This window comes from Methylobacterium sp. CCH5-D2 (genome assembly GCF_001556475.1).
Classification (GTDB): Bacteria; Pseudomonadota; Alphaproteobacteria; order Rhizobiales; family Beijerinckiaceae; genus Methylobacterium; species Methylobacterium hispanicum.
In genome coordinates this window covers 1-17,052 of record NZ_LSIX01000589.1, presented here as the reverse complement: position 1 = coordinate 17,052, position 17,052 = coordinate 1, and the positions used below count along the sequence as shown (strand labels likewise).

General features: G+C 64.1%; 19 protein-coding genes and 1 pseudogene. 7 read left to right on the top strand and 13 right to left on the bottom strand.

The genetic code is table 11. The features are described 5' to 3' along the window. The first annotated feature begins 161 nt into the window (after positions 1–161). Positions 162–1,064, top strand: a complete 903-nt coding sequence (locus AX737_RS15135) for a hypothetical protein (protein WP_066922633.1) — start codon at positions 162–164, stop codon at positions 1,062–1,064. A gap of 162 nt (positions 1,065–1,226) precedes the next feature. Here AX737_RS15135 and AX737_RS15130 read toward each other — a convergent pair whose 3' ends face one another. The 7 genes from AX737_RS15130 to AX737_RS15100 form a co-directional block, all read right to left on the bottom strand. Further along, positions 1,227–1,526, bottom strand: coding sequence for a hypothetical protein (locus tag AX737_RS15130; RefSeq protein WP_066922631.1), 300 nt, complete (start codon positions 1,524–1,526; stop codon positions 1,227–1,229). A gap of 75 nt (positions 1,527–1,601) precedes the next feature. Continuing rightward, the gene (locus AX737_RS15125; protein WP_066922628.1) at positions 1,602–2,135 is read right to left on the bottom strand and encodes a cytochrome b; all 534 of its coding nucleotides are present in this window, start codon (positions 2,133–2,135) and stop codon (positions 1,602–1,604) included. Next, complete coding sequence (locus AX737_RS15120; protein ID WP_066922626.1) at positions 2,132–2,743, bottom strand: SAM-dependent methyltransferase; 612 nt, start codon at positions 2,741–2,743, stop codon at positions 2,132–2,134. Before AX737_RS15120 ends, AX737_RS15125 begins: the two co-directional genes overlap by 4 nt. After that, a complete protein-coding gene (locus tag AX737_RS15115) occupies positions 2,740–3,888 on the bottom strand; it encodes an acyl-CoA dehydrogenase family protein (protein WP_066922624.1) in 1,149 nt (382 codons plus the stop codon). Before AX737_RS15115 ends, AX737_RS15120 begins: the two co-directional genes overlap by 4 nt. 454 nt (positions 3,889–4,342) lie before the next feature. After that, positions 4,343–5,725: an ATP-binding protein gene (locus AX737_RS15110; protein ID WP_066922622.1), complete on the bottom strand. Its 1,383-nt coding sequence runs from the start codon at positions 5,723–5,725 to the stop codon at positions 4,343–4,345. Beyond that, positions 5,716–6,402 carry a response regulator transcription factor gene (locus AX737_RS15105; protein WP_066922620.1) on the bottom strand — a complete coding sequence of 229 codons (687 nt, stop codon included), beginning with the start codon at positions 6,400–6,402 and terminating at the stop codon, positions 5,716–5,718. Before AX737_RS15105 ends, AX737_RS15110 begins: the two co-directional genes overlap by 10 nt. 36 nt (positions 6,403–6,438) lie before the next feature. Continuing rightward, positions 6,439–6,765 (bottom strand): PepSY domain-containing protein, encoded by a 327-nt coding sequence (locus AX737_RS15100; protein ID WP_238231991.1) that lies wholly within the window; start codon positions 6,763–6,765, stop codon positions 6,439–6,441. 108 nt (positions 6,766–6,873) lie between these two features. Here AX737_RS15100 and AX737_RS15095 point away from each other — a divergent pair, with 108 nt between their 5' ends. From AX737_RS15095 to AX737_RS15075, 6 genes are all read left to right on the top strand, one after another. Further along, on the top strand, positions 6,874–7,485 hold the full coding sequence (locus AX737_RS15095) for a thermonuclease family protein (protein WP_066922616.1): 612 nt from the start codon (positions 6,874–6,876) through the stop codon (positions 7,483–7,485). A gap of 981 nt (positions 7,486–8,466) precedes the next feature. After that, a complete protein-coding gene (locus AX737_RS34455; protein ID WP_197430592.1) occupies positions 8,467–9,072 on the top strand; it encodes a hypothetical protein in 606 nt (201 codons plus the stop codon). Further along, the gene (locus tag AX737_RS15090; RefSeq protein ID WP_156453738.1) at positions 9,002–10,132 is read left to right on the top strand and encodes a hypothetical protein; all 1,131 of its coding nucleotides are present in this window, start codon (positions 9,002–9,004) and stop codon (positions 10,130–10,132) included. The genes AX737_RS34455 and AX737_RS15090 overlap by 71 nt, the downstream gene beginning before the upstream one ends. 318 nt (positions 10,133–10,450) lie before the next feature. Next, positions 10,451–11,944, top strand: a complete 1,494-nt coding sequence (locus AX737_RS15085) for a calcium-binding protein (RefSeq protein WP_082773063.1) — start codon at positions 10,451–10,453, stop codon at positions 11,942–11,944. Between the two features lie 298 nt (positions 11,945–12,242). Further along, the gene (locus AX737_RS15080) at positions 12,243–13,145 is read left to right on the top strand and encodes a hypothetical protein (RefSeq protein ID WP_156453737.1); all 903 of its coding nucleotides are present in this window, start codon (positions 12,243–12,245) and stop codon (positions 13,143–13,145) included. Between the two features lie 120 nt (positions 13,146–13,265). Then, positions 13,266–13,910 (top strand): SGNH/GDSL hydrolase family protein, encoded by a 645-nt coding sequence (locus tag AX737_RS15075; protein ID WP_197430591.1) that lies wholly within the window; start codon positions 13,266–13,268, stop codon positions 13,908–13,910. A gap of 153 nt (positions 13,911–14,063) precedes the next feature. On the opposite strand, the gene AX737_RS33250 is transcribed toward AX737_RS15075, so the two are convergent. The 6 genes and pseudogenes from AX737_RS33250 to AX737_RS35980 form a co-directional block, all read right to left on the bottom strand. Then, the gene (locus AX737_RS33250) at positions 14,064–14,294 is read right to left on the bottom strand and encodes a hypothetical protein (RefSeq protein ID WP_156453736.1); all 231 of its coding nucleotides are present in this window, start codon (positions 14,292–14,294) and stop codon (positions 14,064–14,066) included. A gap of 280 nt (positions 14,295–14,574) precedes the next feature. After that, positions 14,575–15,039, bottom strand: coding sequence for a hypothetical protein (locus tag AX737_RS33245; protein ID WP_156453735.1), 465 nt, complete (start codon positions 15,037–15,039; stop codon positions 14,575–14,577). Between the two features lie 60 nt (positions 15,040–15,099). Continuing rightward, entirely contained in the window at positions 15,100–15,600 is a 501-nt protein-coding gene (locus AX737_RS32115) for an ATP-binding protein (RefSeq protein ID WP_082773061.1), read from the bottom strand. Between the two features lie 368 nt (positions 15,601–15,968). Further along, positions 15,969–16,178, bottom strand: a complete 210-nt coding sequence (locus tag AX737_RS15070; protein ID WP_156453734.1) for a hypothetical protein — start codon at positions 16,176–16,178, stop codon at positions 15,969–15,971. 29 nt (positions 16,179–16,207) lie between these two features. Continuing rightward, the gene (locus tag AX737_RS15065) at positions 16,208–16,921 is read right to left on the bottom strand and encodes a thermonuclease family protein (RefSeq protein ID WP_245293451.1); all 714 of its coding nucleotides are present in this window, start codon (positions 16,919–16,921) and stop codon (positions 16,208–16,210) included. Next, positions 16,918–17,052 (bottom strand): annotated as a pseudogene (locus tag AX737_RS35980) (transcriptional regulator); the annotation flags it as partial. The pseudogene AX737_RS35980 and the gene AX737_RS15065, both read right to left, overlap by 4 nt.

The following is a 17,052-nucleotide window of genomic DNA, read 5'->3' as shown; positions in this document are numbered from 1 at the left end:
CTTAAGCAATCGATATTTACTATCGATGAAGTCGCCGGACCTAACTTTCGGTTGATTTTTGTAATGATTACAACTCAAGATAGAAAATCCCCCTGCCAATTGATTTGGTTTCCCTGTAGACGCACGCCATGCAACATCGACCGCTGCGGCGGGGGCACACGATGATCCGGTCCGCTCGTTGCGCGCCCGAGGCTCCGGTCGAGCCCGTCACCGCAAGCGCGATCCTGGCGCATCCGAATTTTCCGGCCGCGCGGCGTGTCTTCATCGCCGAGCAGACCAAGGTCTACGCAATCGACACTTTTCCAGGCCGCTTCGGAGCAGATGTCGGGCGCGTGACGACCCTGGCGATCATCGTCTGCCTGTACGCCAACTACGATCCCGCCGACCGGGACACCTGGCCGACGTTGAACAAGCTCAAGACGACCGTTGCTCGCTTCGGCTTCGCCAGCCCGAGGCTTATAGATGCGTTCGTCGCGCGCCTCGTCCGGACTGGCGATCTGGAGCTACAGAAGCAGCCCGGAGATAGCCGGGTGAGATTGATCCGTCCCACCGAGGAACTGTTGGCCTGGGATCGCGAGTGGATAGCGGCCCATTACGCGGCCCTGGAGACCCTCTATCCCGATCCCGGCTATGCCTATGCGCTCGAGCGCAACGTCGAGTTCCAGGCTGCACATGCGCGCTGCGCGATCGAGGCTTTCGACGGGATCGTCGCGATGCTTTGGAGTAACATGGATCTTGTTTACATCCTGAGCAGCACGAGCGGGCTGATCATTCTGCTTTCAGTCTTGGAGATGGCAGGCTCCAAAGCCGACGGCGCTTTCCGGGAGGCGGATCTTGGCCCCATCGCCTCGCACTTTGGCGTCTCGCGCAGCCACATCCGCAACATTCTAGCCGTCGCAGAGAGCAAGGGCTTCCTGGCCCGTTCAGGACCGCGCAACACGTACTTCCAGCTGACCTCGTTCTTCGTTGCGGCCTTCGATCGCTTCATCGCCGACAGCTTGGCCCACGGCGACCTGACCTACCAGTTTGGCCTGAGCGGACTCGCTCGAACGTCCAGGACTTGAGACTCCGAGGCCGTGGGCCAGCTCTGCCCTCCGACGCGCTGCCAGGAAGCGGACGTTCAGGAGGCTCGAGAAGGGTCGGAAGCAGGCCCTCTGATGATCAAGCGGAGCGGGCGGTACCTCGTCCCTCGCTGCAGCCCCCTCGTGCCCGGTTGCTGTGAGGTCCTACTTCGCTCGCTTCCGCGCTCGATGTCGCCGTTGCCGCTCGGCAGAGGTCATCGCCGTCGCTCCGAGCGTTTTGCGTCCACGCTTCGTCTGCGTCGGCGTGACGGTTACACCCTCGCGATGCAACTGCCGGGTCCAGCGCACGATCTCGCCCGGTGCCGGATCGTCCGGCCGGCTCATCATCAGCAGGACCACTGCCGACAGCATCCGATGGTCCAGATCACGCCGCAGGCTCTCCATGAACCACAACAAGCCGCCCAACCCGAACGCCCGGTAGGCGCGTCGGTGGTAGGCGAACACGATCGGCCAGCGCTGGCGCGCGTGATAGGTTGCCAGAGAAGCCCGCGAATTGAGGGCGCTGCTATCTGGGGTGCATCATGTCATGCGTGCGAGCACATTCTCTTTTCGCAGCTTCCAATGGATAAACGTCATGGCCGCATGGCCGAGAACCACGGCGAGAAGCGTGAAGCCCAGCCAGTAATGCAGCAGATCAGCCGGCAAAATCATCCATCCGATCTTGCTCTCACGCTCAGGCATGAGCGGAATGCCGTAGGGCGAGAACGGCTTGCCCGATCCGTACTGGCGCAGCAGTGCAAGGCTCGGCACAGTGATCATCAGGGCATAGATCAGGGCGTGGCCGAAGGTGGCGGCGCGTCCGAGGCGATCCGCATGAACAGGACGTCGTTTCAGGTTCGCCAGCCCCCATGCCCCGCGCAGCCAAACCAGCACGAAGAGCGTGAAGCCTAGGGTGAAGTGGCTTGCGCCAACGAAGCGGGTGAGCGCCGTATCCCCGATCCCGACATAGAGCAGCGCCCCGGCGAACTGCCAGGCGAAAAGCGCTGCCATCAGCCAATGGAACGCCTGGCTGATCCGGCCGTAGCGTTGCGGTGTGTCAAGCCACCCGCTCATCGCTCACCCCTCACGCCCGGCACCGATACCGGGCCAAGGATGTCGAGCCGGTAGGCGTCGGTCCTGGTCCCGCGCAAGGGGCGCAGGAACGTTGCGGCGGCCGCGATGAAGCGATCGGCCGCCTCGTCGCCGCTCAGCGGGTAGTGCGTCTCGCCTGTCCAGTGCACCAGCACGACTTCGCCGCCGGTCCGCAGACAGCCCCGTACGCGTGCGACCAGGCGCTCCACGTCGACCAGATCAAGGAAGTAGACGACCTCGGACAGCAGGATCAGGTCGAACGAGCCATCGGGCCATTGATCTGGCACCTGCGCACGCTCGAAGCAGACGTGACGCAGGCGTTCGCAGCGCACACGGGCCTGGTCTAGGGCGCGCTCGGCCAAGTCGATGCCGACGAGGGTGTCGCAGCGCTCGGCCAGAGCCTCAGTCAGCACGCCGATGGAACAGCCGACCTCAAGCGCGGAAGCGTAGCGCGCCCGTGGCAAGGCATCGAGCGTGGCCGCGTACTTCTCCTGCTCGTACGGGCTTGTGGCGAACCGCCAGGGATCCGGATCGCCCGCATAGCAATCGTCGAAGTAGCTCGCTGGCAGCGAGGCGGAATGCCGGCTCACGTCCTGTCTCCAGTCCACAGGTCCCCGGCTAGGCCGCCTGCCCGCAGGATCTCATCCGCGGCCCCCGTGAGCGCCCCGTCCGGCGCCGGCTGGCGCAGGTAGGTCGCAAGGTCGCGCCCAAGCCGTTCCAGGGAATGGCCACGCAGAAATCCCTGAAGCCCGACCGAACGCTGAGCGAGCTGGAGGACCTCGAGACCAGCCCGCTCGACGGCGAGGCGGGCCAGGTTGATGTAGGCGATGAGCCGACCCGGCGGCAGGGTCGCCTCGGACATGGCCTTTGCCGCACGCCGCACCCACAGCCGCGCGCTCTCAACCGCGATTGCACCTTCGCCGAGCCGCGCGAGTTGATGTGGGTCGCGCCCGCGTCCGAGCCGTACGATGTGCTCGCGCCAAGCGTCGAATACCGCCTCGATGCCGCCAAGCTGCACCGCCGTGAAGCGCCACGCGCCGCCGGAGAAGTCCGGCTGGCGGTAGTAAGCGTCTGGGTCTCCCAGAGCGGCGTCCTTCGGTACGACGAGGCCGTCAAAGTCTAGGGTGCCGGTGGCCGAGGCGCGCATGCCGTGCGCCCGCCAGGCGGAGAGGTTGGCACGGGTGCCGGGCTCCAGCGGTACCACCAGCATCAGTGTTGCACCTGCGTCCGGATCGCGTGCGGTGGCGAGCGCGCGCGTGACATGGCCAGCGCCCGAAGCGAAGGTCTTCGCGCCGGCGAGGTGAAGGCCGCCGGGCCGAACGCTCAAGGTCAGGCCGCCCTCGGGCGGCTCGGTGTTCCAGACCCCGAAGAGATGCCCCGCACGGGCGTCAGAGAAGAGGCGCGCCCTCTGCCCGGCATCGCCGTAGCGAGCGATCAGTTGAAGCGCGTTGATGTGGCCCTCGTATAGTCGTCCAAGGGCGAGGCTTCCGTATCCGAGCAGACGCAGCACTTCCATGAGCCTGCCGGCACCGGGCTCCTCGCCGAGGCCTGCACCGCCCTCCGCGGTGGGGACCGGCGCGGCGAGCAAGCCGAGGCGCCTTAGATCGCTGATGTCCTCCGTCGGGAAGCCGTCGTCGCGGTCCTCCGCGCTAGCGCGACCGGAAGCGAGCTTGCAGGCTTCCCGCGCGGCCCTGACAGCGTCGTAGGCAATGTTGAGCGGAGTCCTCTGATCCAAGCGTCTTCCTTCCCTTACGCTGGCGTCTCGGCGATCAGCTCGACTCTCCCGCCGGTGTGTACTGATCGCGATCGCTCCACCGGGAGGTTTGGCTTCGCTGCCGCATGCGGAAACGCGGCGCGCGACCTTATCGGCGAGCAGGCCGGCAGCCGCTGGGGCAACGGAGACGGCTTCAGCCGAGCGGCCCGGGCATGTTGTGTGACATCAGGCATTCCGAGCGTCTGGATCACAAACATATGATAGGGCCGATGGGCTCAGCACCAACCGTGGGTTGGATAGGTGGTTCTGCGTCGAGATGGGCCTGCGCCACCTTGGCGCATCATGCAGGACTGAGTTCGCTGGCTGAGCGCCGCATGGCCCTACTCAACGCCGGAATCCGTATCTCAGTCGGAAGCGGTAGTTCTGGCCCTAGCATTTCAATGACTGCTGAGGGTGGATAGCGGGCTTTGGCGCTTCACGACCCGGTGCTGGCGGGTTTGGGGCCGCTCATGCGGGACTGTGTCCAGGTCAGCTCCGCTCGTAGACCTCCGAGCGTCGAGCGGCCAAAGTTCAGTTCGACACCAGTTGCATCGGCAATGTCGCGCGCGATTGCGAGCCCAAAGCCGGTCCCGGGCCGGTTCTCGTCCCAGCGCACGCCGCGGCCTAGCCCGGCGATTGCCGCCTCGCTCATGCCCGGGCCGTCATCCTCGATCAGGAGGCTCGCGTCATCCCGGCCGGCGTGCCCGCCCACACGGACCCGCCGGTGTGCCCACTTGTGCGCGTTGTCGAGCAGATTGCCCGCGACCTCCATCAGCTCTCCCTCCTCACTGGGGTAGCTGAGGTCTGCCGGCAACGAGACCTCCCATACGAGGCTGTCGCCCTCCGGCAGCCGCCGCATGGTCACGACAAGTCGCTCGATCGCGGGCGCCACTAGGCAGGAGCGCCGCCTCAGGTCCCCCGGGGGGACGGTTCTCGCCCGGGCGAGGGCACGTTCAACCTGGCCACCCATCGCACGGGCCTGCTCGGCGATCTCGGCGGCCATCTCCGGCTCCCGGCCACCGATGCGGCGGCCCAGAGCGTCGAGGACAGCGAGCGGCGTCTTGAGGCCGTGCGCCATGTCGGCCGCGCTCGCGCGAGCGCGAACCAGGGCGCGCTCCTGCGCGTCAAGCAACCGATTGAGGTCGGCGACGAGGGGTTGAACCTCGTCCGGGAAGTGCAGAGGTAGGCGCGCTCGCTCCCCCGCATGGACAGCACGCAGAGCCGCCTGGAGTGCGCGGAATGGTTCGAGGGCCCGGTGCACGAAGAGCGCCATGGCGGCGGTTAGGATCAGGAAGAGGGCGGCGAGCGAGGGTATGAGAAGGCGCAGGAAGGTCGCACGGCTCCCGGCGAAATCACGCCGGTCCTCAGCGACAACGATGCGCAGGCGCCTCTCGCCCTCGCGCGAGCCGAGCGCGACGGAGCGCTGGACGGCGATCAGCGAAGCTCCGTCTGGACCGGGCAGATCCAGAACGCTTCCATCGTCTGAGGCTGCCGTGTCCACCGGCCCGCCGAGGCGCTTGTCCCAGAGCGAGCGGGAGCGCAGGAGCTTCGTGCCGGCCTCGACCTGCCAGTACAGTCCGCCGTAGGGCGCAGCGTAGCGCGGGTCGGTAGGCTCGCGGGCCACCACCGGATTGCCGTCCGGGGCGAGGTCGACCTGTCCGGCAATCTGCTTGGCCGTGCGGTCGAGGTCATCCACTGTTCGCGCCTCAAGCACCGCATCGAAGATCAGCGCCAGCCCGATCCCAGCCAGGACGAGCGCGAGCGCGATCAGGGCGGCCGCCGCGAGACCCAGCCGCAGACGTAGGGATTTCAGCCGCACCGTCCGTCCCCGCTGGGCTCCGGGACGGGCACGACATAGCCCTGGCCGCGGCGCGTCTCGATAACCCCAGCGCCGACCTTTCGCCTCAAGCGTGTCAGCAAGGCCTCGATCGCGTTCGCCTCGCGCGCGCTGTCGGTGCCGTGGAGGTGGTCGAGCAACGCGCCCGCTGGCACCACCTCACCGGGCCGATGCAGCAAGAAGGCGAGCAGGCGATACTCGAGCGCGGTCAGATCGACCGCGCGCCCTTCGACGCTGACGGCGCGCGTCCGGGTGTCGAGTTCGACCGGCCCGGAGCGCAGCACCGCGGAGGCGTGTCCGGCGGTTCGGCGCAGGATCGCGCGCAGCCGCGCCACCAACTCCTCCATGCGGAAGGGCTTTGCGAGATAGTCGTCGGCCCCGGCGTCGATGCCCTCGACGCGCTCGCGCCAGCCGTCCCGGGCGGTCAGGATCAGGACCGGCAGGCGGATGTCGGCTGCGCGCAACCTGCGCAGCACGCCAAGCCCGTCGAGGCGCGGCAGCCCGAGGTCGAGCACCATCGCGTCGTAGCTCTCGACCTCGGCACGGAACCAGGCGGCCTCGCCGTCGGCCACGACTTCAGCGACGTAGCCGGAGCGCTCGAGACCCTGCCTCAGGTCCGCTGCAATGCGCGGCTCGTCCTCGACGATCAGGATCTTCACGGCGCGAGCCCCTGGACGCGCGTGCGCTGCGGGCCCTCAGTCATCATCATCCTCGTCACCGTCGAGGATCCGCAGCGAGGCGGCATCAACCTTGAGGGTCCGCCGCTTCCCGTCTGCACTGAGAATCCGCAGCTTGTAGAGCCAGCGGCCGTCGCTCCGCTTGAGGTCGAGCGAGACCACATCCCCGGGCGCTGCGGCGCGGGCGGCGCGCAGCACCTCGTCGAGGGGGCGGATCTCGCCCTGCTCCAGGGCGCGGCGGGCGCGGTCGGCATCCTCGGCCGCGCGCGCGCTCGGACCGGCGCAGGCCAGCGCGGCGGCGAGGAGAAGAAGCGGTAGCGTACGGTGAGGCGGCATGGCGGCGATCAATCTACGCGCGGTTGCCTGACGGAACGCTGACAGGCGCCGTCAGGCTGCTGGGTATGGAAGCGGGCAGACGGGAGGCATCCGAGACAGCGCTGAAAGGCTCCCTCCATGTCCATCATCGTCGGTGTACTCCTGGCCTGCGCGGCCGGTCTGGCCGGTACGCTCCTTTGTCCTTCGCCGGAGAAACGCCGCGAAGGTCAGCATCTTGCCTTGGCGGGGGCCGCGCTCCTTGGGAGCGCGCTCTTCGCATTTCCCCTCTCGGCGCGTGCGGGCGAGACCCTGATCGGACCCGCGACAATCATCGACGGCGGCAACCTCGTGATCGCGGATCGCCACGTGCGCCTCTACGGGGTGTCGGCGCCCGATCTCGACCAGACCTGCTGGGATGCGCGGGAACGCGCGTATCCCTGTGGCCGCGCTGCGGCGAAAGCCTTGACGCAGCGGATCGGCGAGGCTCCCGTGACGTGCGAGTTGCCCGATGCGCCAAGCAACATCACGCTGACGGCGCTCTGCCGCGTCGCGGGCGAAGATCTCGGCGCCTGGGTGGTCGGCCAGGGCTACGCGATGGCCGAACGTCAGGATTCGCATCCCTACGCCGAGATTGCAGCGCGCGCCTGGGGGCGGCGGCTCGGAATGTGGGCAGGTGTCTTCCAGGATCCTGACGCATGGCGGCAATCCCATGGATCAGGGCTGGCGGCTCAACTGGCCACGAGGTCTTGAGGCGCGTGAGGGGGCGATCGCGCAAGCTTTGGGCTGACCTCTAATATACCTCTGAGCCCCTTCGGTCGGGGGGCCGCTCAGGGTGGGAAGCGGAGATTGGCTAGCTGCCCGCAAGCGAACGTTCTGCGTCCGACCCAAAGCGGCCAGTATATCAACCTTCAGCTGCACCAAAAAGCAGACATAAAAATCGGTCGCAGGGCAAGTTAACGCCGTTGTTCAAGATTGGCGTATTCCTTTCACATATGCGAAAAAGTATATCTTTGTTATAGCGATGCAAATCAGTTCTGGATTGTCACCTCGTGCGCCGACCGGACAAATTAGAAACACCCCTGGCGCGTATTTTGATTTTAGATCTGCGTAAAGACTCTGATAATCTCCAACGTGTCGAATAAAATCTGATTTTTCTCTTCATACTTGGTGTCATGCAGAGTAATGTGCCGAAAGGCAGGCCAGGAGCCTCTTCGATCTGCGCAAGCAAGTCGGTATCAGCCGAGAAGATCTGTGGTGGGATTTGGTATTTATTTGTCATTCATAAACCTGCTGAAGCGGTAACTCAGGTTATATTTATTGTGATGGGTTAGAGGGCATCGATCAGTTCACTGTGGGATGGGCGTGCACGTCGACGAGCATGGATCAGACCCTGGCGGCTCGCACCGAAGGCTTCTGCGACAACAGATCACCGAACGGCGTTCGCGACCTCCCGGACTTGGCGCGTCGCTAGATCTGCACGCTCGCTCGTTTCTGCGACCAACCGCATGGCCTCGGCGATGGTTGCGACGCCCCCAGCCGCCGTCTGCATGCTCCCGGACATTTCCTTCGTGACGGCGGATTGCTCCTCGACTGGCCGCCTACGCCAAGGACAGCGACGGCGATCTGAAGTGGGACAACGCCTACAAGGCGGCGTCTGCCGCCCTGCCGATCACGGGTGGCGTTCTGGAGTGGCCGGCCGGCATCTGCGACCTGAAAGAGCAGATCTACGAGGTGTTCCCCAAGGGCTCACAGCAGGCCCGCACGATCACCAACCGCGGCCAGGGTACCGACGCAACTGTTCTCCGCTGGAAGAATGCCAACGGCGGCATCCGGTACGACTTCAGCTACTTCGGGCACTCGGCGCACTTGGCCGACCTCACGCTGAGTACCGAGTACGACAACATCGCGGGCAGTGGCAGCGCGTATCGGCTGAATTCTACCTCGGAATTCTATCCCGCCGGCCATCGGCGGGTTCCGTACGACACGGTGCGGAACGTGGTCACTCGGGGCGGACTCGGTGCCTTCAATCAGCAATACTGGAATAAGGGCATCGATCTCCGCGGGACCTCGAACTGCGACATCGTCAACATCATCTGCGCCGGCGGCTCTACGTCGGGGGAGAACTCGCCGCCGTTGGGCGACGGCATCTGCATCGAAGGGGGGCACATTCGGCGGCGACTTCTCCTACGGGCTGCTGCTGAACGTCACGAACTTCCAATTCGTTTGCTTGGACCGAGGGCATTACTACGGCGACTACGTGCAGGGCGTGTCCCTGGTCAACGGCAACGCCGTCTACTGCCGGACCGGCATCGCCACCGTGGAAAACGCGACGCGTAAGGGCGTGCTGGCGCAGCTCTATGTGGCGAATTTCCAGGCCGGCCTGCTCACGGGCTCCGGTATTGAGATCCTGACCGAGCTGTTCACGTTCGCGGCCATCAACTGCACATTCTTTATGAAGCGGAACCTTGCTGGCATCAGGATCGACCATCCGGTGCCGTTCCAGATTCACCACTGCTGGTTCCAGGGCGATACCTTCCTAGAGCCGCCGAATACGAAAGCCCCTCCCGGGTCGAACGGCGTCCAGATCGGGCCGGCGCTCATCGCGGGCGGCATGATTACGGGCTGCGTCTTTGCGGGCGTCGGAGCGGGCGTGCTCCTCAGCGCGGGATCGGCGGGCGTCACGGTCGACAACTGCCGCTTCCGAGTGAATGACGCAAACGTCGTGGATCTCGGCAGCCGCAACAATTTCGGCCTCGGCAATACCTGCGAGGACGATACGCTCCCACCCGCGACAGTCCCGGAGATGACGGGCGCCCCGGGCCAGGGCTCGCGCCCGTTTCGCTTCAGCAGCATCGGCAACGTCGGGACGCCGTTCTACACGAACTTCACGCAGGACAGCGGCGGCAACCTGCTGATCAGCGCCGACCGTGACAGTGGAACGCCCCGCTCAAGCCTCGTGAAGCTCGACGGCGCGCTTCAGCTACAGGTCGGGTCGAACTTCGCGAGCGGTCGCCACAACGGGGTCTCGGTCCCCGCCAACACCGCCACGAACGTGACGTGGTCGACGATTGAGGACACCGGAGGGTACCGCAACGCCGGCGCACAAGGGCGCTTTATCGCACCTACTACCGGCCTCTACAGCTTCACGGCGTCGGTCTGCCTCGGCACTGAGACGGCAGGTAGCCTCCGCTCCATCATCGTTCTCAAGAACGGTTCGACCGCCGATCTTCCAGCCGTGGCTCACCTGCCTGCGGGCAGTGGGGCCAACACGCAGCTCAGCGTGTCCTGCACCGTTCGTCTGAACGCCGGTGACTACCTGACGGTGCAGGCCTTCTCGGACGTCGCTACGTCCACGGTGGCCAACGAGGGCTACACATCCATGATGCGGGTGAGCTGACGATGTCGCCCGCAGCACGCCCGATCCGGCGCGGCGCCATCACGGCCGACGCAGGCGACGCCAGCAACTTCGCGCTGGCCGCTTTTCGGTAGGCGGTCGCGAAGCGCAGCGCATGTTTGCCGCTGCGAGAGGGGCGAAGTCCCGGATCTTCAAGCGCAGGCCGTCGGCGATGCAAGGACTTATGGTCCTTGCCGCGACGTGTTGCCTGGTGTCACACAAGAGACACTCGGACGAGGAGGTAGAACGTAGGGCCGGATTGCGGCATTGCTAATTAGTGGCCTTCGTGCTGCCTAGGCGCTCTAGATTGGAGACGCCAAAATGAGCAATGACTCCGAGCCGACGAATAATCAGCTGGTCACCGCTGATATCGACGGGCGCCTATCCTCCGACGGATTAGACGGCCAGTACGGAGCATTCTTGTCATTCTACGACGTACAATCGTCGGGCGCCAGCATATCTGGATCTTCGTTCGCAAACGCTGCCGTAGATCCTGTTGACTATATGGGCTACTCGCTGAACCCCAACGTTGGGAGCGTCCAGTTCTACGCAAAGATGGGCTCTGATGAAGCCTCCCTGCTCGATAAAGCAGGGACCTTCGGTGTCAGGAGTCAGTACAAGTTCGCACCGAAAGCTGATTTTCTCGGCTCATCCGTAACACTGCAAGTGCGCGCCGGCGCCGAGATGTACGCTCAAGAAGCTGCTGGTTTGATTGGGGATCTAAGCCGCATCACAGATCAGCTAACCGCTAGCTACGCAGCAAAAGCTGCTCAGGGCATAGACGACGTCGCGCTCCGCTCGGATATCATGAGCGTCGCACAGGTGACGCTGGCGTTCACGAAGCTGTACGAGACGAATGGCGTGAACGTTAACGCGCAACAAGCAAGGCAGATTGCGTCCGATATCCGAACGGCGGCAAGCGGATCAAACAGCACGCCCTTCTCCTCTTCTATACGGTCCGACGCCGCCAGGCTTTCTGAGATTGCCTCTGACTGGAACAACCTTCACTACTACAGGTCGATCGGCTCCGCGCCGCTCACAGAGGTGTCTTCATTGGAGGCATTCCTGACGAATGTGACCTGGACGACTACGTCACCGTCCAGCGGCGCGCCTCGACAAGGCATCATTGAGATCACAGGCGCTATCGGCCTCGACACGCAGGACGGCGGCCGCACCGCAGCAGTAGACGTTTCATCATCCTACATCGCGGCCCACCGTGCCGGCGGCGGTGTTTACCTGACCGGCACCGCCGCTGCCGATGCGTTTTCCGGTGCTGAAAGCGGAGATTTCATAGCTGGCTACCAGGGGAACGACACCATTTTTGGGGGCGGCGGCAGCGACGAGCTCTACGGAAACCAAGACAACGACCAGCTGTATGGCAATCAGGGGAACGACACGATCTACAGCGGTATCGGCAACGATAGCGCCTACGGCGGTGTTGCTTCCGACGTGATGTTCGGCAACCTGGGTGACGACCTCCTGTTTGGCAACATCGGTTCCGACGTTCTCTACGGCGGCCAGGGCAATGACACGCTCTATGGCGGACAGGGGGATGACCTTATCTCAGGCGACCGTGGCGACGACGTGCTTTCCGGCGATCTTGGCGCCGATCGCTATGTGTTTGGCCAGAACTCAGGTCGTGATGTGATCCTCGGCTTCAACCAAGCGCAGGGCGACCGTATCGACCTGCAGGGTCAGACCTATACCTTAGGCGCAGCCGCAAACGGGAATGCTCTGCTGAGGCTCTCAGGCGGGGGAACCGTCGAGTTTGCCGGGCTCTCGCAACAGCAGTTCAGCACCAGCTTCTTCGCTTGATAGACACCCCGGCGCTGACCGAAGCCCCGGCTGCTCATGCGGTCGGGGCTTCGGCATAGGGGATGTTGCGCCAGAGGCGGCCGCGTCCGCGGCCGCGGCGGCGCAGGGCGCCATCGACGACGTACGGGCCGGCATCAACCGCGCCACGCGCCCCGCCTACGATGAGGCCGGGCGGCACGTCCTGGACCGGGCTGACTTTGAGCCAATCGCAGCAGGTCCGGCCTTTCAGGCGTCGCTGCGGCGGCTGCGCAACGACGAGGTGCTCGGCCCGGCCTATGCCGGCCAGCCCGACAACTCCGTGGCTGTCATCGACGCCGTGACGAAGGACATGCGCGACCGCGGCGTGGCACTCGGCAACCGGGCCAACCCGGGCTTCAGTTCACAGGCTGCCAGCCTGTATGAAGGCGGGGCCGCTAAGGCGCGCGCCATCGCTCGAGACCCGGCCCGCGGCGGCTCACAGGCGTACGACGACGCGCTGGCCGCACAGGCGCAGGCGCGCGGGCAGAACCTGGAGCCGCTGGAGCACGGACCGCTCGGCGCCGTCGCGGGCGCCAGCGACACGAACGCCCCGACGGCCGCCGTGCTACCGCACCGCCCGCAGGTCGGCGGCGAGGGCGAGCTTGCCGACGCTGTCACGCGGCTGGCGGCGCGCGACCCCGACGTGGTTGGGCCGCTTATCCGGCAGGCACTCGCCAACCAGGCGGACGCCAGCATGACGCGGCTCGTTGGCGGAGAGGTACAGGGCGGTGGTGCCCGATTCCCGAAGGACGTCGCCGGGACGGAGCAGCAGGGGCGCAACCTCGACGCGGTGATGGCGGCGCTCGAGCGCGAGCGTGCGCCGGCTGCCTCGCCCCGCGAGGCTGTGAGCGAGCTGCTCGACGTCCTGCGCGCCACGGGCACCCGCAAGCCGCAGGGCAGCCCGACCAACTTTAACGCGCATTACCGGGCGGAGATCGGCGGCGAGACGTTGCCGCAGCAGGGGCTGACGGCGCTGCGCACCGGCGGCCGTTCCATGCTGGCGAACGCAGGTGAGGCAGCACGCCGGGCTTATCTCGGCCGCAACAACGCGACTCTGGCCGAGCTCTTCTCGGCGCCCGACAGCGTGCAGCAGATCCGGAGCATCGTCGCGCAGCGGGCTCAGACGCCGGTCGCTGATGCGGTGCTTCGGGCTGCCGTGCAGGGGCAGGCGGGGCGGCGCTGAGTAATGTGCCGGCTGGCATGATATGCCGGGCGGCGGATGCACAGCTTCAGCGACAGCCGCGCCCGGCCTCCCCGCCGCTGGACGCGCAGGGGCGTTCTCGCCGTCGGAGCCTGCGCGGCTGTGACTGCGGTCTACGCCGAGGATCAGGCGCAGCGGAACGCGCGACTGGCGCGCGAGCACCTCGACCGGCGCCTGCCGGAGATCCGCACGGCGCTGGCGCAGGCGCAGCCGGGGTTCGTGTTCCTGGCGGGCAACTCGCACGCGGAGATTGTCGCCCCTGCGCTGGCGCGGCGGGTGCTCTTGGTCAACGGTGGCATAGGGGGCACCTCGGCGCGGGGCTATGCCGCGCAGCTCGACGCATTGCCGTTCAGTGCTCGGGCTGGAACAGCGGTGCTGTTCGTCGGCACCAACGACATCCTGCGCCGGGCAGATCCGCTGTCGGAGAGCACCCGGGCCGGGTTTGAGGCTGCGGCAGCCCGCATCATCGATTGGCTCCGCGCGCATGCGGACGTGGTGCTGGTAGCCGCCGTGCCGCCGCTCGGCCCCGAGGCTGCGGCAATCCGCGATCCGGCGGCGGTTGACGCCTACTCAGCAGTCTTGCGCAGCCTGTGCGAGCGACATGGATGCCGGTTCCTCGATCCGTTCGCAGGCCTGCGCGACGGCGGACCTGGCCTGACCACGCAGGCCGCGCCGCCGGACGGCGTGCACCTGCGCGACTACGACAGGCTGGCAGCGGACTTGGCGGCGCTGATGACGGTTCGGTGACGAGTGCCGAGGCGCACGCGGGGTCTGGCATGCCAAATGCTAATCGCTTCGTGTGCCCGCTTCGGCGGTGTTTCCTCCCGAGACTTCAGCCCGCCACGGCTCAGCGCCGCGGCGGGCTTTTTGGTGCGCAACGTTAGTTTTCAAGCGCTCTCTTCAATTTGTATATTTTTTAGAGTCGTGCTTGCGCCCCTTGTTGTCGGTGAATTCAATTATGCCACGCTCTAGAAGTGATAACATAGCTTTGCTGACCGTCGGCCATGATTTATTCATTGCCAGGGCAGCTTCGGTTATGTTAATATCGTTCTTTGTTGTCAGATAAGTAACTATGAAACTTTCATCAGCAGTCAGATCATTTAACTGCTGAGGCGTAAAGCTTCTTGCCATTTACTTTGGAAGGAACGACTTTCGGTTTTTTACATCATTCTCTAAAGTTACATGGACATGGTAAGAGTGAGCTTCGATTTGCTTGAAGTGAGGTTCGGGCAGTCGAGCTTTCTGCATTGCGCTACGCATGCGCCGAGTTCCCTCATAGCCGCAAAATGTAAGCTCTAAATGCATCATCGCTTCCATGAGGTATGGATTGCGCGGATTGTGTGCATCGTACACAGTCAATGCAGTTGTAGGGGGCACGAACCCGCCGGGACTTTCAACTACAAACTTGTCATCAAAGATCTTCACAAATATATTTTGCGTTTTCAGGTTGTACGAGCGATGCGCTACCGCTATTGACAATAGCTTCGAACCAAGCTTCCTCTGGGTATTCCGGCTTTATTGTTATTCTGCCGCTTACTGTGAATCTCTGAAGAGTTCTTATTTGCGCAGAGACAATCGGCTTAACGTTGAATAATATTTTTGATGCATTTTCATCTACGAATGTGCTGTAAACAGAATTTAGCTCTTGTCCAAATTTCTCTTGATTGCCTTCGTAGCGGATCACCCGAATGCGAGCGCCTGGAATAACGTCTCTAGGGTCATGCGCGAAAAGAAGCGCACAAGTCAGATTTGGCTTGAATTTCTTTCCCACATGCTTGCCGAGCTTTGCCAACTCTAGCAGTTCTTCTTTTGATCGATCCGATTGCGAGCGTCGATTTATGTGAAAAGCTTTACAAAAATTGCTTATATCACCCATGTCGAATTCTTCGGGGTATTTAAGGTTAGTTTCTTCAAGTTCGTAGTGTATTTCTCCCTTCTAAATTCTCAGCTCTCTTTTTAAATACTCGTTAATTTTTATCTTTTTGTCGCCCTCCCTAACAAACGCTTCTCCACCCGACGTTTCTACAAGTTTATCAGGCCGATAGTTTACCCGGTACACCATAACGAAGTCATCTTCGCCCTTATAATTTTTAATAGCTACGTCCTTGTTTGCCCACCTTGCATCAGGGCAGAGCAAAGACAGGCTTTCGAGAGTATTTTTATGGGATGCGGCAATTTTCTTGCACCCAGAGAGTCGTCCGGAGTCATCTATACCCACGATGATTATGCCACCATGAGGTTGAGTATTGGACCACATAGAAAGGTATTCTGCCAATGCGCGAGGCTGAACAGACGCGCTTTTGCGCTCGACCCTTCGATCCTCGACAAACTGCTCGATATTATATAGATCTAGGCGGTCATATATCTCGTCGGGCGTCCATAGCTGGATTAGCTCTGCTCTAGGGGGCACCAGTTTGAAGGCGAACTGCTCGTCCATGACGCCACTCTAAATCACTCTCAATTCTTTTTCGAGTGGCCCGAAAAATCCACTCCACACAATGGGTTAGCTCGGTTTGCCGTTTTGAGAGCTGGCTCGCAGCTAGCCGCGGATGTCGCGCTGGCCTACAGCCTAGACCGATCATTACGGCCAGCGGACCGAGCGGCCACGTCGAGCGCGGGCTGGCCGAACGTCGCAGCCTCACCGACTCCCGCGCGTCTGCCTCGCGCAGCCTAGTATCGAACTTGTCGGCTGGCGTCGGGGTGTGACGATCGGGGCGGAAGGGCGATTCGGTCGTGCAGACAGGGTGCAGACTCGGCCAACGTCAAGCGAAGGCGTCGTCGCCGCGCCTGCAGGGCTCAGCACACCTACCGTCTGTACCGGCCCGCCTCGCACCAGAAGCGGGTTCGAACGCCCGGCTGTGCCTGGAACAGCTCCTGAGCCTGTCGGCAATTCTCCTGGTTGTAGGCGCGGCTCTCGGCGGCGTCGAACGTAGCCACGTGGATGCGCGCGTTCTCGTCGAGGAGCGAGTTGCGGTAGAGCGTCTCGATGGTCTCGGACGGGCCGCACGCCGCCACCAGCAGGACCGCGAACAGGGCCGCCAGCTTCAGCCGCGCGGCGCCCGCCAGCCAGCCGCCCTTGCCTCATCCTCCGAGCAGAACATGCGCTCGCCAGCCCGCTCCTTGATGACCGTGCGTGCGTAGTCCCGGCTGCCTGGCAGGTGGTAGACCTTCTCGCCCGAGCGGCTGATGTTGCCCTTGATCGCGCAGTTGAGGGCCGGGTGCGAGGGCACGGGGTCGGGCTGATTCTCGCGAGTGGCGCCCCGCTGCGCTCGCCGCCAGGTCGACGGCTCTTCGAAGGTGCCGGCCCAGATCCCGCGCCGAGCCGCGCGGGCGGCCTGCTCTTGCGCGATGTAGTCGGTGCTGTAGCGCCGGTAGGCGATGGCGTGCTCCTGCGTCACCATCCAGGCATTCAGATCCTCCGGGCCCTTCCGGCAAACGGAGACGGTGCGGCCGTACTGGTCCGTATCCCGAGGCTCGCACGTAACGGTGGCGTGGCCGATGTGGCTGTCGAGCGCCAGCGCCGCAGCCTGCCCGCAACGGTAGTCCTTGCCAGCCTTGTCCTGGCAGGTCTGCGCGCTCTCCGGCGCATCGATGCCATGAAGCCGGATGCGGGTGTTCCGGATCACCAGCGTGTCACCGTCCGTGACGCTCGGCCGGCCGGTGATCGGCTCGGCGGCGAGGGCCGGGGCAGCCAATAGGCCAAGGACTGTCAGGGTGAGACGGACCGAAGAGACGCGCTTGCGCCGGCCGGCCGTCACGCGTCGGCCTTCAGGCGCACGCCGGCCCCGCCGCCGTTCTCCGGAATGAACTCGATGCCGGCAGCCTCCAGCGCTGCCACGACAGCGCGCACGTTGTTCGGCATGCCCGCGGCGGCGCCGACGCTCGCCTC